Origin of the sequence: Neisseria shayeganii 871 (assembly GCF_000226875.1) — a bacterium.
In the GTDB taxonomy this organism is placed as follows: Bacteria; Pseudomonadota; Gammaproteobacteria; order Burkholderiales; family Neisseriaceae; genus Eikenella; species Eikenella shayeganii.
The window spans coordinates 473156-489448 of record NZ_JH164926.1 but is presented as its reverse complement, the minus strand read 5'-3'; the positions used below and the strand labels follow the sequence as shown (position 1 = coordinate 489448).

At 60.3% G+C, this 16293-nt stretch carries 12 protein-coding genes and 1 pseudogene; 3 read left to right on the top strand and 10 right to left on the bottom strand.

The window, feature by feature from the left end:
* Positions 1-35: 35 nt before the first annotated feature.
* Entirely contained in the window at positions 36-1454 is a 1419-nt protein-coding gene (glnA, locus tag HMPREF9371_RS02160) for a type I glutamate--ammonia ligase (RefSeq protein ID WP_040659992.1), read from the bottom strand.
* Positions 1455-1800: 346 nt separating this feature from the next.
* Between glnA and HMPREF9371_RS02155 the strand changes: the two genes are divergently transcribed.
* Complete coding sequence (locus HMPREF9371_RS02155) at positions 1801-2079, top strand: accessory factor UbiK family protein (RefSeq protein WP_040660655.1); 279 nt, start codon at positions 1801-1803, stop codon at positions 2077-2079.
* A gap of 282 nt (positions 2080-2361) precedes the next feature.
* Here the strand turns inward: HMPREF9371_RS02155 and aspS are convergent, their stop codons facing one another.
* The 8 genes and pseudogenes from aspS to HMPREF9371_RS02120 all read right to left on the bottom strand — a co-directional run bounded on the left by aspS (position 2362) and on the right by HMPREF9371_RS02120 (position 12080).
* Positions 2362-4170, bottom strand: a complete 1809-nt coding sequence (gene aspS, locus HMPREF9371_RS02150) for an aspartate--tRNA ligase (RefSeq protein WP_009118203.1) — start codon at positions 4168-4170, stop codon at positions 2362-2364.
* Between the two features lie 63 nt (positions 4171-4233).
* Positions 4234-5076 carry a VanW family protein gene (locus tag HMPREF9371_RS02145; protein WP_009118202.1) on the bottom strand — a complete coding sequence of 281 codons (843 nt, stop codon included), beginning with the start codon at positions 5074-5076 and terminating at the stop codon, positions 4234-4236.
* Positions 5077-5101: 25 nt separating this feature from the next.
* The gene (locus HMPREF9371_RS02140; protein ID WP_040660653.1) at positions 5102-5797 is read right to left on the bottom strand and encodes a DUF502 domain-containing protein; all 696 of its coding nucleotides are present in this window, start codon (positions 5795-5797) and stop codon (positions 5102-5104) included.
* A 70-nt stretch (positions 5798-5867) separates the two neighbouring features.
* Positions 5868-6102 (bottom strand): annotated as a pseudogene (locus tag HMPREF9371_RS14000) (ATP-dependent exonuclease).
* A gap of 37 nt (positions 6103-6139) precedes the next feature.
* Entirely contained in the window at positions 6140-7231 is a 1092-nt protein-coding gene (locus HMPREF9371_RS02135) for a phospholipase A (RefSeq protein ID WP_009118200.1), read from the bottom strand.
* Between the two features lie 135 nt (positions 7232-7366).
* Entirely contained in the window at positions 7367-8467 is a 1101-nt protein-coding gene (gene serC / locus HMPREF9371_RS02130) for a 3-phosphoserine/phosphohydroxythreonine transaminase (protein ID WP_009118199.1), read from the bottom strand.
* Positions 8468-8644: 177 nt separating this feature from the next.
* The gene (locus HMPREF9371_RS02125; RefSeq protein ID WP_009118198.1) at positions 8645-10495 is read right to left on the bottom strand and encodes a lytic transglycosylase domain-containing protein; all 1851 of its coding nucleotides are present in this window, start codon (positions 10493-10495) and stop codon (positions 8645-8647) included.
* 127 nt (positions 10496-10622) lie between these two features.
* Positions 10623-12080 (bottom strand): TrkH family potassium uptake protein, encoded by a 1458-nt coding sequence (locus tag HMPREF9371_RS02120; protein ID WP_009118197.1) that lies wholly within the window; start codon positions 12078-12080, stop codon positions 10623-10625.
* Positions 12081-12351: 271 nt separating this feature from the next.
* Here HMPREF9371_RS02120 and menA point away from each other — a divergent pair, with 271 nt between their 5' ends.
* Positions 12352-13266 (top strand): 1,4-dihydroxy-2-naphthoate octaprenyltransferase, encoded by a 915-nt coding sequence (menA, locus tag HMPREF9371_RS02115; protein ID WP_198003606.1) that lies wholly within the window; start codon positions 12352-12354, stop codon positions 13264-13266.
* A 171-nt stretch (positions 13267-13437) separates the two neighbouring features.
* Here menA and radA read toward each other — a convergent pair whose 3' ends face one another.
* Entirely contained in the window at positions 13438-14817 is a 1380-nt protein-coding gene (radA, locus tag HMPREF9371_RS02110) for a DNA repair protein RadA (RefSeq protein WP_009118195.1), read from the bottom strand.
* A 195-nt stretch (positions 14818-15012) separates the two neighbouring features.
* Here radA and HMPREF9371_RS02105 point away from each other — a divergent pair, with 195 nt between their 5' ends.
* Positions 15013-16245, top strand: a complete 1233-nt coding sequence (locus HMPREF9371_RS02105) for an aspartate kinase (RefSeq protein ID WP_009118194.1) — start codon at positions 15013-15015, stop codon at positions 16243-16245.
* Positions 16246-16293 lie beyond the last annotated feature (48 nt).

The following is a 16293-nucleotide window of genomic DNA, read 5'->3' as shown; positions in this document are numbered from 1 at the left end:
CCTTTCAGGTAGCCTGTTGCCAAACCATCGTGGCTTTACAGCGAGTAATACAGCTCAAATTCCAAAGGATGGGGCGCCATGCGCAGGCGTTTCACGTCTTCCGACTGCAAGGCGATGTAGCTGTCGATCCAGTCTTTGCTGAACACGCCGCCGCGTAGCAGAAACTCGTGGTCGGCTTTCAGCGCGGCCAAAGCTTCTTCCAAAGAGGCGCACACGGTGGGCACCAGCGCGTCTTCCTCCGGCGGCAGATCGTAGAGGTTTTTGTCGGCCGGATCGCCGGGGTGGATTTTGTTTTGAATGCCGTCCAAACCCGCCATCAGCAGGGCGGCGAAACACAGATAGGGGTTGGCCATCGGGTCGGGGAAGCGTGCTTCGATGCGGCGGGCTTTGCTGCTGTTCACCGACGGAATGCGGATGGAAGCCGAGCGGTTTTTGGCGGAATAAGCCAGCTTGGTGGGGGCCTCGAAATGCGGCACCAGGCGTTTGTAGGAGTTGGTGGTGGGGTTGGTGATGGCGTTCAGCGCCTTGGCGTGTTTGATGATGCCGCCGATGTAGTACAGCGCCATCTCGCTCAAACCGGCATAGCCGTCGCCGGCAAACAGGTTTTGGCCGTCTTTCCAGATCGACTGGTGCACGTGCATGCCGCTGCCGTTGTCGCCCATCAGCGGTTTGGGCATGAAGGTGGCGGTTTTGCCGAAGTTGTGCGCCACGTTCCAAATCACGTATTTCATGTCCTGCGTCCAGTCGGCGCGTTTGAGCAGGGTGCTGAATTTGGTGCCGATTTCCATCTGGCTGCCGGTGCCCACTTCGCCGTGGTGCACTTCCACCGGAATGCCCACTTCTTCCAGCACGTTCACCATGGCCGAACGCAAATCTTGGCCGGCATCCACGGGCGCAACGGGGGCATAGCCGCCTTTCACCATCGGGCGGTGGCCGGTGTTTTGGCCGTCGAGGTGTTTGCCGCTGCTCCAGGCCGCGCTTTCGGAAGTGATGGCGAAGCGCGCTTGGTGCATCTGGGTTTCGAATTCGATGCCGTCGAACACGAAAAATTCCGGCTCGGGGCCGAAAAATGCGGTGTCGCCGATGCCGGAGGATTTCAGGTAGGCTTCGGCGCGGCGGGCGATGGAGCGCGGGTCGCGGTCGTAGCCCTGGCCGTGGGCCGGGTCGATCACATCGCAGGTGAGCACCACGGTGGGGTCATCGTAAAAAGGGTCGATATAGGCCGTGGCCGGATCGGGGCGCAGCTGCATATCGGAAGCCTGAATGCCCTTCCAACCGCCGATAGACGAACCGTCGAAAGCCTGGCCGTTTTCAAACCATTCTTCGGGGTCGTCTAACACCACACGGGCGGGCACGGTGAGATGGTGCTGCTTGCCTTTGGTATCGGTAAAACGCAAATCCACGAAGCGGACTTCGTGCTCTTCAATCAAGCGGATAACTTCGGAAATGGACATGTGGTGCTCCTGGATCGGAAAAAACGCCGGCCTGCGTCGGCTTTGAGACGGAAAACGGGGCTGATTTTGCCACAGATGCCGTGGAAACTGAATGCTGCACCGCAAAATTTTCCAAGCGGCCGCCAAACAACAGAATAAGGATTTGATGCGCTGAATGAAAAAGCCGCCTGCCGCCGACACCTGCTTCCCTTGTGGCCACCTCCCTTCCCCACACACAGGCGGCACCGTGCAAGCAGGTATGCTGCCGCACCGCCGCATTCCAAGCCGGCGGCAGATTCCGTTTGCCCGCCTCCGCCGCCACCGCTACAATGCCGTCATTGCCCCGCAACCTCAAAAAGGAATAATCGTGATTGCCAAAAGAATTTTTGAAGAGATCTCCGCCAAATTAGGCGACACCATCGAATCCAGCCCGGTAAAAGACGTGGAGAAAAACGTGAAGGCCATGCTCGGCAGCGCGTTCAACAAAATGGATTTGGTAACCCGCGAAGAATTCGACATCCAACAGCAGATTCTGATCAAAACCCGTGAAAAACTGATGGCCTTGGAAGCACGCATCGCCCAACTGGAAGCCGCCGCCCAAGCCGATCAGCCGACACCGGCAGCAGAAGAAACCGCCGCCGAATAAAACGGCCGGCCAGAACAGCATAACGAATAGGCTGAGACCTTGGCAAAATTTCCCCACGATAGTCTAAATTGCTCTCTCAATCGAGTTTTCAGAGATGATCGAGAATGTTGCAAAGGTTTTGATATGACTGCTTCACTGCTGTGTTGTAGTGTCCTTGCTCGCTGAGTCCTACGTCTTGAACTGCATCTAAATGTGTTCTGGACGCGTGTGCAAGAATCCAGGCTACCTGAAAACCGATTTCAGGTAGCCTGGATTCTTGCACACATCATGTTGGGCAGATAATTAAGCCTCTTTGTTTTCCGCAGCTTTGGCGCGCAGGCGCAGGTTGAGTTCGCGCAATTGTTTGTCGTCCACCGCGTTGGGGGCGTTGGTGAGCAAACATTGGGCGCGCTGGGTTTTGGGGAAGGCGATCACGTCGCGGATGGATTCGGCGCCGGCCATCAGCGTGACCAAGCGGTCGAGGCCGAATGCCAAGCCGCCGTGCGGGGGGGCGCCGAATTTGAGGTTGTCGAGCAGGAAGCCGAATTTTTCCTGTTGCTCTTCGGGGCTGATTTTCAGGGCGGCAAACACTTTTTCCTGAATGTCGGCGCGGTGGATACGGATGGAGCCGCCGCCGATTTCCCAGCCGTTGAGCACCATGTCGTAGGCGCGGGCGAGGCAGTTTTCCGGGTCGCTGGTCATCAGGTCTTCATGGCCGGGTTTGGGCGAGGTAAACGGATGGTGCATGGCAGCGTAGCGGTCGTTTTCCTCATCGTATTCAAACATGGGGAAATCCACCACCCATAAGGGTCGCCATTCATCAACAAAATAGCCGTTTTCCGCGCCGTGTTCGTGGCCGATTTTGATGCGCAGGGCGCCGATGGCTTCATTCACAATCTTGGCTTTGTCGGCGCCAAAGAAAATGATGTCGCCATTTTGCGCTTCGGTTTGGGCAATGATTTCTTTCAAGCAGTTTTCAGACAGGAATTTGACGATGGGCGATTGCAGGCCGCTGTCTTCGCCGTTGCTGATGTTGCTGACGTCGTTGACTTTAATGTAAGCCAAGCCTTTGGCGCCGTAGATGCCGACAAATTTGGTGTATTCATCAATATCTTTGCGGCTCAGTTTCGCACCGTTCGGCACGCGCAAGGCCACCACGCGGCCGCCTTTCATGTCGGCAGCGGCGCGGAAGACTTTGAATTCTTCGTTTTTCATTAAGTCGGTCAGCTCGGTGAATTTGAGCGCCACGCGCATATCGGGCTTGTCGGAGCCGTAGTAGAACATGGCTTCGGAATAGGGCATGCGTGGGAAATCGCCCAAGTCCACGCCCAGCGCGTCTTTGAACACCTGTTTGGCCATGCCTTCGGTGATGTCCATGATTTCATTCTCGCTTAGGAACGAGGTTTCCAAGTCGATCTGGGTGAATTCGGGCTGGCGGTCGGCGCGCAAATCTTCATCGCGGAAGCATTTGGTGATTTGGTAATAGCGGTCGAAGCCGGCCACCATCAGCAGCTGTTTGAACAGCTGCGGCGATTGCGGCAGGGCGAAAAATTCGCCCGGATGCACGCGGCTGGGCACCAGATAATCGCGTGCGCCTTCGGGAGTGGAGCGGGTGAGCATCGGCGTTTCGATGTCGATAAAGCCTTGGGCGTCGAGATAACGGCGCACGCCCATGGCGACCTGATAACGCAGGCGCAGGTTGCGCTGCATTTGCGGGCGGCGCAGGTCGATCACGCGGTGGGTGAGGCGCACGTTTTCGCTGAGGTTGTCCTCGTCAATCATAAACGGCGGCGTGGCGGCGGCATTGAGCACCTCAATTTCCTTGGCCAGGATTTCGATTTTGCCCGACACCATTTTGTCGTTGGTGGTGCCTTCAGGGCGGTTGCGCACGCGGCCGGTGATGCTGAGCACGTATTCGTTGCGGGAAGCATCGGCTTTGGCAAAGGCTTCGGGGGTATCGGGATCGATTACTACCTGTACGATGCCTTCGCGGTCGCGCAGGTCGATGAAAATGACCCCGCCGTGGTCGCGGCGGCGGTGAACCCAGCCTTTGACGGTGACGGTTTGGTCTAAATACTGTTCGTTAATCAAGCCGCAGTAGTTGGTGCGCATAATCGGTGTTTCCTGATAATAAGGGTATGGATAAAGCAAAATCAATCAAATAAGACGGCCGTTTCAGACCGCCGAGGTATCGTTGCTGCCGTCTTGCGGCAGTAAAGGGGCGTACATCATGACCGCGTGGTTGACGGCAAGAATGGTTTCCTCTTCGCTGCCGTTGGCGCGGGCGGTTACGCGGATGATGCGGTTGTGGCGGGTGTAGCCGCCCCAGCTTTGCTGCACGATGCGGTGGTCGCGTTCTTCAACGCGGTAGCTTTCCGCCAATTCGCTGCTGCAGCACAACTCGCCGTGCAAATCGGTGTCGTCCAGCCACAGGCGGATGCGGAAGTGGTGCGGCGTGGGGTTGCCAACCTGCAGGTCGATGTAGTTGTAGGCCAGGGTGGCGCCGGCGCCGAAAGGCACGGTGCGGGCGACGCCGGGGAAAACGTCGAAGCTGTGGCGGTAGCGTTCGGTAATCTCCAGCGGGCTGTGGGCGAACAGCCAAAACAGCAGGTTGCCCAATTGGCAGAGGCCGCCGCCGGTGCCGCTGCCGATTTGTCCGTTTACCAGCACCAGGCCGTTCAGGTAGCCTTTGCGGCGGGTGGGGCGGCCGACCAGTTTCCACACGGAAAAGGTTTCTTGCGGGGCGATGACCGTGTTGTTGAGGCGGGCCACCGCCAGCGCCAGATTGGTGCGTTTGTTTTCCTGCAGCTGCATATCTACGCCCTGCAGCGGCCGCAGAATGGGCGAATGGTGGCGGAATACCGCAACAGGGGTTTCCGGCGTGCTGCGCGGTTTGGCCCAGTGTCGGCCGCCGAACCACCATTGGCAACGCCGCTTGAAGATGAAGTATTCACGGCCCAGCCATTGCCTCAGCGGGCTGCGGTAGATGGGGCGGGCAACTTTGGGCGGCGGATTCATGGCGGTTTTTCCACGATGCGGCGTTTCAGGTAGCCTGAGGGGGTTCCGGCGGCAGCCCTTCTGCCGGCGGTGCGGGTTTGGGCGGGTTGTCGTCGGGCAAGACCATGCCCAGCGAAATCACGTATTTCAGGGCTTCGTCCACGCTCATGTCGAGCGGGCGGATGTCGCTTTGTTTGACCATGATGTAGTAGCCGCCGGTGGGGTTGGGCGTGGTGGGCACGTACACAGAGACGTATTCTTCCCGGCCTAAGGCGGTTTGCAGGGCGGGGGCGACGGAGCCGGACACGAAGGCGATGGTCCAGATGTCGGCTTGGGGGAAGGGCACCAGCACGGGGGTTTTGAAGGAGCGGCTGTTGTCGGACAACAGCGACTCGGACACTTTTTTCACGCTGGAGTAAATGGATTTCACCACCGGAATGCGGCCGAGCAGATTGTCCCAGGCTTGGATGATTTTGCGGCCGAGTACGTTGGCGGCGAAAATGCCGGTGAAAAACAGCACCAATACGGCCACGACAAAGCCGAGGCCGGGCAGCTTGAAACCGATGTATTGTTCGGGTTGCCAGCGCGCGGGCAGCAGGTTGACCAGTTGGTCGGTGGCGGAAATGATGTAGGTGACCACCCAGATGGTCACGGCCACGGGCAGCCAGACCAGAATGCCGGTGATCAGGTATTTTTTGATGGCTTTGCCGATGCCGCCGCTTTCTGACGGTTTGTGGTCCATGGGGTGCGCGAAAAAGACGGAAATAAAGGCGCGCATTATACGCGCTTGAAGGGGAGGAAACGAGCGTTTTTTACCCTTTGGCGGCGGAAGGGCGGCTGGGATTTTCAGGTAGCCTGTTGTTTGCCGGCTGAGACCTTTGCAAAACCTCCAGATGTGAATGCGGTTCAAGGTGTAACAGCGCAGCGAACGTGAACGCTAGGAATCCCCGTGGGACAGACATATCACACGATAGGCAAGCGAGCGAGCAGTACCCATAGGGCATAAACGCACAATGCAGAAATGCGCCGCAGATGGGGGTTTTGCAAAGGTCTCAGGCTACCTGAAACAGCAGGCGGCGGGGGTTTATAAGCCGTCCCAGTCGTTCAACATCACGCCGATGCCGATGCTGTTGTGTTTGTGGTTGTAGTCGAGCAGGCTTTCGCCGTAGCCGTGGAAGCCTTGCAGGTAGCCTTTGAGGCGGCCGGCTAATGGGAAGGTGTAGTCGAGCTGAACGCCGCCTTTGCCGCTGGCGGGGTTGTAGCGCATCAGGGCGCCGAGGGTTTGGCGGTCGTCGAAGCGGTAGTGCAGGCGCAAATCGCCGTAGCCCATATAGCGGTTGATGTTACTGTTGTCGTCTTCGCGGCGGCTTTCGGGAATGCGCCACCACAAGCGGGGCAATACGGTGAGTTTGCCCCATTCCATACCCCCCATCAGGTAGAGGCGGTTCCACGAACGGGAGAGGGGGTCGCTTTGGCCGTTGGATTGATGCACCGCGCCCACGCCGAGCATGCGCAGGCGGCCGCCGAAGGGCAGGTCGGCTTTCACCGGTTGGGTGAGGATGAATTCGGGCTCGTAATCGGTGTTGCGGAAGGGGGAGGACATGGAGCCGTTGTACACCTGCCAATGCGAAATTTGGGTGTAGCCGAACCACAAATCGGCATGGGTGCCGAATACGTCTTCCATCAGTTTGGTTTTGAAGGAAATCTGCATTTTGGTTTCGGCGTGGTTTTGGTCGCTTTGGTCGGCCCGGTGTTCCGGCGAGGAAGGGTAGCGGTTGGGCGAGCTGTTGAACCAGCCGGGGAGCAGATAGATGGGGCGGTGCGGCCGGGCGCTGAGGATGCCGGAGTCGTGGTTGCGGTCTAGATCAAAGGCCAGGCTCAGCGGGGTGTAGGCGGTGGCGTCTGTTGCGGTGTCGCCGGCAGTAGTTTGGCTGGTGGACGTGAATACCAGCTCGGCTTTGCCGTGCTCGAAGCTGGCGCGGGCGCTTTCGCTCAAGTCGATGGCGGCTTTTTCGGCTGGCGGGGTTTCGCTGCCGGTGGCGCGGTCGTAACAAGCCAGGCGGGCGGCAGGGTCGCCGATTTGGGTGCAGGCCAGGACGGCTTGCTGGGTGTCGGCGGCGGCGGGAACACACCAGCCGGCTAAAGTAAGCAGGGTAAACAGGGCGGTCGGGCGCATGGCGATGAAGGAAAGGTTAAGGTGAATAAAGTTGGAGAAAGAAAGTATCGGCCTGTACGGAGTGGTTGGGCGGCACTTGGGCTACCTGAAATGCGCAAACCGCACGGAAAGTGCGGTTGATGGTTTTGCCCGCTGTCAGCCGTAGCGGTTTTGGAATTCGCGCATGAATTCGGTCAGCGCCTCCACGCCTTGCAGCGGCATGGCATTGTAGATGCTGGCACGCATACCGCCCATGCTTTTGTAGCCGCGCAGGAGCTGTAGGCCGCGGGTAGTGGATTCTTGGGCGAACCGTTCGTCCAGCTCGGCATTGCCGGTGCTGAAGATCACATTCATTTTGGAGCGGGCGTCGGCTTGGACGGGGTTGCGGTAGAAACCGCCGCTGCCGTCGATGGCATCATAAAGAGTTTTGGCTTTTAAGGTGTTGATGGTTTCCATCTGCGCCACGCCGCCTTGCGACTGCAGCCAGCGGAACACCAAGCCGGCGATGTAAATCGGATAGGTGGCCGGGGTGTTGTACATGCCCTGTTTGTTGACGTGCGAACGGTAATTCCACACGTCGGGAATGCGGTCGGAACAGCGGTCCAGCAGGTCTTCGCGGATAATGACGATGGTGGCGCCGGACGGGCCGATGTTTTTTTGCGCGCCGGCGTAAATCACGCCGAAATCGCGCACATTGATGCGGCGCGACAGGATTTCGCTCGACATATCGCACACCAGGGGCGGCATGCCGTCGGCCAATTTGGGCACCTCGCGGTATTGCAGGCCGTGCACGGTTTCGTTGATCACGAAATGGACGAAAGCCGAATCGGGGCTGATGTCCCAGCTTGCCACCGGCGGCAGGTCGGTGTAACCATTGGCTTTGCCGTCGGCAGCCAAGTGGATGGCGGCGTCGGACAGTTTGCCCATTTGCTTGTGGGCGATGGCCGACCAGTTGCCGGTGACCACGGAATCCACGCGTTTGAAGCCGTTGGCGAAGTTCATCACCACCATATTGAATTGCGCGCTGGCGCCGCCTTGCAGAAACAACACTTTGTAGTTGTCGGGGATGTCGAGCAGCTGGCGCAGGTCTTGTTCGGCGTGATAGAGAATGCTCATGAACACGTCGGAGCGGTGGCTCATGGTCATCACGGAAAAACCGGTGCCGTTGTAGTCGAACATTTCGCTTTGCGCGGTGCGCAGCACGGATTCGGGCAGCACGGCGGGGCCGGCGGAGAAGTTGTAGATGGGCGTGTTCATGGGCGGCTTTCTGGCTGAAGCTGGGGATTAGAATGTTGCGGCGCAAAATATAAGGGGATTCTATGCCGCCAGTCGTCTTACTGCAAGGGTACAGGTGTGCGGCAATAAAACAGGCTACCTGAAAGACTGCCAAATACAGCTTTCAGGTAGCCTGCGGCTGTGTGGGCAAGCCGTTTGCTAACGGGCGGGGATGGTGCCCATGCGGCGGGTGAGCGAGGTTTGCGGCTCGTTAAAGAGGGCGGCGTAGTAGGTGGCGTTGGCCATCACACGCTTGACGTAATCGCGCGTTTCGTCGAAGGGGATGGTTTCTGCATACACGGTGCCTTCCAGCGGCACGGATGCCTGCCAGCGGCGGGCCCGGCCGGGGCCGGCGTTGTAGCCGGCGGTGGCCAGCACTTCGTGGCCGAGGCGGTTGCGGGCGTCGCCCAAATACCAGGTGCCCATGCGGATATTGCCTTCGATGTTGTGCAAGTCGGCGGGGTTCATGCCGATTTTATTGGCGATTTCGCGCGCGGTGGCCGGCATCACCTGCATCAGGCCGGTGGCGCCGACGCGGGAGCGCACGCCGATCATGAAGCGGCTTTCCTGACGGATCAGGCCGTACACCCAGGCCGGGTCCACATTGGCTTGGGCGGCGTAGCGGGTGGTGATGTCGCGGAAGGGCGCGATGTAGCGCAGGCCGTAGTCGAGCAGGCGATCGGTTTTGTCGGCAGACAGAATGCCCATTTCATAGAAACCCTGATCGTGCGCCAGTTTGGAAGCGGCGAGCAGGGTGGGCTCGTTGAAGCCGGCGATGGCATAGCGCCATTCGGCCTGTGCTTGGCGGCGCATGGTCCAGTCGCCGCTGCTTTGTGAGGCGCGGAACAGACTCAGGGCGCGGGAGATGGCGCCGTCGGCTGCCACGCGGTTTACTTCGGCGCTAGAGGCTTGGCCGGTGTTGTTGCGGGCATCCACTTGGCCGCCCAAGGCTTCAGTGGCGAGCAGGGCGTAGAAGTTGCGGCCGGATGCGGCGGCTTGGCGGTAGAAGTTTTGCGCGGCGGCCTGCTGGCCTTCGGCGGCCAAGCTGCGGCCCAGCCAGTATTGCCAGGCGGGGTCGGCCTGCAGTTTGGCCGGCATGGCTTGGATGATGTTTTTCAATTCGCCCCAGCGGCCCAGGCGCAAGGCGCTGCGGGCGTACCATTCCCAATGTTCGCGGCTGAATTGGCTGCTGTCGGCCTGTTGGAAGAACTGCAGGGCTTGGGCGAAGTTTTGGTTGAGCGCCTGCTGGTGGCCGAGCACCGCCCAGGCAAAGCCGATTTGTTCGGGGCGCAGGCTGGCGGAGAGGCTGCGCAAGCGGCCGGCAGCGCCGGCTTCGCGGCGGGCGTTTTGGCCGATGACGCTGTGCAACAGGGCTTCCTGACCGCCTTGGCTGCTGCTGTTGCCGCTGGTGAGTGGGTTTGGCAGGGGCGAGCCGAGGGCGGCGGCGAGGTTGCGCGCGTCGGTAATCTGGTTGGCGGCCAAGAGGCCGCGCACGCGGCGCCAAGCGGCGGCACGGTCCAAGCCCGGGGCCAAATGGTTCAGCAAACGGTTGCAGCCTTCGGGCAGCCGGCCCAGCTCGTTCAGCAGGCCGCCGACCCATTCGCCCGGGGCTTCCAAACCGGCCATGGTGGCATAGCAGCGGGTTTCTTGGTCACGCGCATCGGCTTTCAAGAGGTCGTATTGCTCGGCGAATAAGGGCCATTCGCCGCGACGGCCCAGGCTTTTCAGCCATTGGTTGCGCAGGGTGTCGGCCATGGCGCTGGCGGGAGCGTGGGCGAGAAAGCGGGCGGCGGGGGCGTCGTCGTTTTGTTTGAGGGCTTCTTGGGCGGCGAGGAAGGCTTGGTAGTCGGCCAGCACTTTGGCGTCGGCTTCGGCGCTGCGGCTGCCGGGCAGCTGCACGTGTCCGCTGCTGCCCGATTTAACCGGCTCGACTGGGGTTTCCACTTGGCTGGAGCAGGCGGCGAGAGCGGCGGCGAGGGCAAGCAGGCGGAGGCGGTGGGGGATGTGCATGGGGAATCCTTCCTTTGGGCGGCCGGTATGCGGCGCGGGGGAGAGCGGTTTCAGGTAGCCGGAGTCAATCGGGAAGCGGGAAGGCCGTGCGGCCGGATCAGGCTACCTGAAAAACAGGAATAAGGGTTTATTTGCGCCAATAGGCGGGGGTAAACAGAATCAGGACGGTAAAAATTTCCAAGCGCCCCAGCAGCATCACTACGGTGCACAACCATTTCTGCACGTCGCTGAGGGCGGCGTAGTTGGAGGCGGGGCCGAGACTGCCCAAGGCGGGGCCGGCATTGGTGATGCAGGCGATGGTGCCGGAGAGGGCGGTCACGAAATCGAGGCCGGAGGCCATCAGGGCGAAGGTGAATAATACCACAGTCATGAAATAGACGAAGATGAAGGCCAGCACGGTGAGCGCCATGCGTTCGGGAATCTGTCGGCCGTTGATTTTCACGGTGTGCACGGCTTTGGGGTGCAGCAGCAGCAGCATTTCGCGCAGGCTGAATTTAAACAGCACCACGGCGCGGATGGTTTTGATGCCGCCGCCCGCGCTGCCGGCGTTGGCCAACACGTTGGCGAGGAAATACATCCACAGCGCCGGCAGCAGCGGCCAGGCGGCGAAGTTGGCGTTGGCATAGCCGTTGGCCAGGCCGATGGAGATGAAGTTGAAGCTGACGAAGCGCAGCGATTCGCCAAGGCCGGCATAAAACTCTTTGTACCACAGGTATAAGGTAAATACGGCGATGCTGCCCAAGAGGGTAAACGCCATCACGCGCACTTCGGTGTCTTTCAGGTAAACCGCCATCGAGCGTTGGCGCAGGGCGTAGAAATGGTTGGTGAAATTGACGGCGGCGATGATGCTGGAAACCGACAGCACGGCTTCCACCGCCACCGAATCGAAATAGGCGATGCTGGCGTCGTGGGTGGAGAAGCCGCCCAAAGAGAAGCACGACATGGCGTGGCAGACGGCGTCGAACCAGCTCATGCCGGCCAGCCGCAGCGCCAGGCAGGTGAGTACGGTGAAAAACACGTAAATCGCCCACAGCGTTTTGGCGGTTTGCGAGATGCGCGGCGCCATTTTGCTGTCTTTATTGATCCCCGGGATTTCTGCTTTGAAGAGCTGGGTGCCGCCCACGCCGAGCATGGGCAGAATCGCCACCGCCAGCACGATGATGCCCATGCCGCCCAGCCAATTGAGCATATGGCGCCAGAAATTCAGCGAGGCGGGCAGTGAATCGAGATTGTTCATCACCGTGGCGCCGGTGGTGGTGAGGCCGGAGATGGCTTCGAAAAAGGCGTCGGTGTAGCTCATCTCAGGCAGATGCCAGAAGAAGGGCAGGGACGCCACGGCGGCAAAGCCGAGCCAAAACAAAAACACCAGGGTGAAGCCGTCGCGGGTGCGCAGTTCGCGTTGGTGGCGGCGGGTCAGCAGCCAAGCGGCCAGCGAGCCGAACAGGGTAACCAGCGCGGTGTCGGCGAACACCCAAAACACACCGTCGTCGTAAAACCAAGACACACCGGCCGGCGCCAACAGCAGCAGGGAGAATACCAAGCCGAGCTTGGAGAGGGCATGAACAATGGGCGCGAGTTTGTACATGGTGGGGCGCGTACGGCGGAAGGGGTGGACGGATATTCGGGGGGGAACGCCGGCGGCGTGCGGGCGCGATTGTACCGAAAAATGCGGTCTGCTGCTGAATGTCGGTAGAGGAGCGCAACCGTTGAGGCCGGCTGAAGGAATGGTGTGGCGTTTTGAAGAGATTAGGGCTACCTGAAAGATTGTGAAAAGTGGTGTGGTTCGGCTGCCGCTTGCTTTGCCGTAGGGCTTTCAGGTAGCCTGTGCCGCTTTGGGTTTCGGTTGGGGCGGTATCGTGTTTTCCCTTTCTTGGCGGCTGTGGTGGCAGGCGGCGCGGCCGCATACTTTGCCTTTGGCGGCGGCATCGGTTTTGTTGGCCGCTTTGCCGGCCTGGCAGCAACAGCGTTTTCAGTGGCCGCTGTTCGCCGCTATGTTGAGCACCGCTTTGCTGTTGCAGATTTTTGCCAATTTGGCCAACGATTACGGCGATGCCCGCCACGGCGCCGACCATGCCCGCAGCGACCGTTTGTGCGGCAGCGGACGGTTGGGCCGGCCGGCCATGCGGCGCGCTTTGCTGTGCTGCGGCGCCTTGTGTGTGGCAAGCGGGGCGATATTGCTGTTTGTGTCGGGCCTCGCCGGGTGGCAGGCGGGCTGGCCTTGGTGGTTGGCTGGTGCGCTGTCGCTGGCGGCGGCCTGGCACTACACTGCAGGCAGCCGCCCTTACGGCTACCGCGGTGGGGGCGAAGCGGCGGTGTGGCTGTTTTTCGGTTTGTTGGCGGTGTGCGGCGGCGCTTTGCTTTACGGCTGCCCCTTGTCTTGGCCGTTGTGGGCGGCGGCCAATGCACAGGGGCTGTGGTGCGCGGCGGTGTTGAACATCAATAATCTGCGCGACTTGGACAGCGACCGTGCAGCCGGCAAATACACCGTGGCCGTGCGTTTGGGAAGGCAGCGGGCGGTGGCTTACCATGCGGTTTTGCTGGGTGCGGCGGCGGTGTGCTGGACGGCGTGGCTGTTCCACAGCCTGCCGTTTGCGGCAGCGCTCATGGCAACGGCGCTGTTGTGGCCGGTGTCGGCCGGCGCATGGCTGGCGCTGCGGCGGGCGGCGCGGCAAGGCGAACGTCCGGTTTTCCACCGTCTGCTTGCGGGTTTCGGCCGCTGGATTCTGCTGTGGGCGACATGCTTGGCCGGCGTGGTTTGGCTTGTGAGTTGAATGGGCAAGCGGTAAGGCTACCTGAAAGCATTTCAGGTAGCCTGTTGCGATCAGCGCTAAGATGCGTCGCTTGGCTTAGGCCTAAGCCGTAACCCGGCCATCATGCAATAGTGGTTCGGCTTGGCTGTGTCGGGTTGGCGCTGCGTGTCAAGCCAAGCGGCGCTTGCTGCCTCAATCCGCCGCGTGGCGGCACACCTCTACCGCCTCCTGCAAACTGCTCACGCCGTGAATCTGCAGGCCGGGAAAGTCTTTCGGCTGGCGCGGCAGATTGGCCTGCGGCACGATGGCGCGTTTGAAGCCGAGTTTTTCCGCTTCTTTCAAGCGTTCCTGCCCGCGGGCCACGGGGCGGACTTCGCCGCTCAAGCCGATTTCGCCGAAAGCCACCATTTTTTCAGGCAGCGGGCGGTTGCGGAAGCTGGAGAACATGGCGAGGATGATGGCGAGGTCGGCGGCCGGTTCGTTGATTTTCACGCCGCCGACCGCGTTGAGGAATACGTCTTGGTCGAAGCAGGCGATACCGGCATGACGGTTTAATACGGCCAGCAGCATGGCGAGGCGGTTTTGTTCGAGGCCGACGGTGAGGCGTTTGGGCGTAAAGCCGTGCGCGTCGTCCACCAAAGCTTGAATTTCCACCAATAGCGGGCGGCTGCCTTCTTGTGTCACCAACACGCACGAGCCGGGCACGTCGTCGCGGTAGCTGGCAAGGAAAATCGCCGAAGGGTTGGACACGCCTTTCAAGCCGTGTTCGGTCATGGCGAACACGCCCAGCTCGTTGGCTGCGCCGAAGCGGTTTTTGATGGCGCGGATCATGCGGTAGTTGGAGTGCTGGTCGCCCTCGAAATAGAGCACGGTATCGACCATGTGCTCGAGTACGCGCGGGCCGGCGATGGCGCCGTCTTTGGTGACGTGGCCGACCAAAATCATGGCCATGCCCATTTGTTTGGCCATGCGGGTGAGCTGGGCGGCACACTCGCGCACTTGCGATACCGAGCCGGGCGCGGAAGTGATTTGGTCGGAATACATGGTTTGGATGGAGTCGATCACCACCACGGCCGGTTCGTGCTGTTTCAAGGCTACCTGAATCGCCTCCATGCGGATTTCCGCCAGCAGGTTGACGCCTTCGCTGTGTAAGCCCAAGCGTTGTGCGCGCAAGGCGACTTGTTGGGCGGATTCCTCGCCGGACACATACAGCACTTTGCGGCTTTTCGCCATCATGGCCACGGTTTGCAAGAGCAGCGTCGATTTGCCGATGCCGGGGTCGCCGCCGAGCAGAATCACCGCGCCGTTTACCAAGCCGCCGCCCAATACGCGGTCGAGTTCGCCCATGCCGGTGGGTTCGCGCGGTACTTCGGTGGCGGTCACTTGGGAAAGCTCCTGCACCTGTGCCGTGTCGGCCGCCCACGATTGGAAGCGCACATTTTTCGGCTCGGGCGCAGCAAGGCTTTCCTGCAGGGTGTTCCATTCGCCGCAATGCGGACATTTGCCCTGCCATTTGTGCGTGGTGCCGCCGCACTCGCTACATTGGTAAACGGTTTTCGGTGCTTTTGCCATGGCGTAGAGGGGAAGAAAATCGGAAGGCCGGCAGTGTAGCACAGCCGGCCGACGGAAAAAGCCGCCGCACTGCTTGTTTTTGCTGTGCAAAATAGGAATAATACCGCCTTTTTCCGCCGGTACCCGTGCCGGTTGGAAAAGGCTACCTGAAACCTTTTCAACCTTTCCCAGCTTATCAAGAAAGCATAGAAATCCATGGCTTTAATCGTACAGAAATACGGCGGCACCTCGGTCGGCTCCGCCGAACGCATCAAAAATGTGGCCCGCCGGGTGGCGGCCACCCGCGCCCAAGGCCACGATGTGGTGGTGGTGGTGTCGGCCATGAGCGGCGAAACCAACCGCTTGGTGGCATTGGCGCACGAAATGCAGGAGTTCCCCGATCCGCGCGAGATGGACGTGGTGTTGGCCACCGGCGAGCAGGTGACCATCGGCCTGCTGGCCATGGCGTTAAAAGACATCGGCGTAGATGCCAAAAGCTACACCGGTTGGCAGGTGGCGGTGCGCACCGACCGGGCGCACACCAAAGCCCGCATTGAGGAAATCGACGACGGCAAAATGCGGGCCGATCTTGAGGCCGGCAGGGTGGTGATTGTGGCTGGTTTCCAAGGCATCACGGCCGACGGCGACATCAGCACTTTGGGCCGCGGCGGCTCCGATACCTCGGCCGTGGCATTGGCTGCCGCCTTGAAAGCGGACGAGTGCCAGATTTATACCGATGTGGACGGGGTGTACACCACCGACCCGCGCGTGGTGCCCGAAGCCCGCCGCATGGACACCGTCACCTTTGACGAAATGCTCGAGCTGGCAAGCCTGGGCTCGAAAGTTTTGCAAATCCGTTCGGTGGAGTTTGCCGGCAAATACAAAGTCCGCCTGCGCGTATTGAGCAGCCTAATCGAGGGCGGCGAAGGCACATTAATCACTTTTGAGGAAGACGAAAACATGGAAAGAGCCATCGTATCCGGCATCGCATTCGATAAAAACCAGGCCCGCATCAATGTGCGCGGCGTGCCCGACAAGCCCGGCATTGCCTATCAGATTTTGGGCGCCGTGGCCGACGCCAATATCGAAGTGGACATGATCATTCAAAACGTGGGCGAGCAGGGCACCACCGATTTTTCCTTCACAGTGCCGCGCAGCGACTACAAAGCGACCTTGGAGCTGCTGCACAACAGCCAAAGCAGCCTGGGCGCCGCCGCCATCGACGGCGACGACACCGTGTGTAAAGTATCCATCGTGGGCTTGGGCATGCGCTCGCATGTGGGCGTGGCTTCCACCATGTTCCGCACCCTGGCGGAAGAGGGCATCAATATCCAAATGATTTCTACTTCTGAAATCAAAGTATCGGTGCTGATCGACGAGAAATACATGGAGCTGGCCACCCGTGTGTTGCATAAAGCCTTTGGTTTGGATCAAAACCAAGCGGGCTGATCAAGCAGAATACGCAAAAAGCGCCACCCGGCGCTTTTTGCTGCGGCC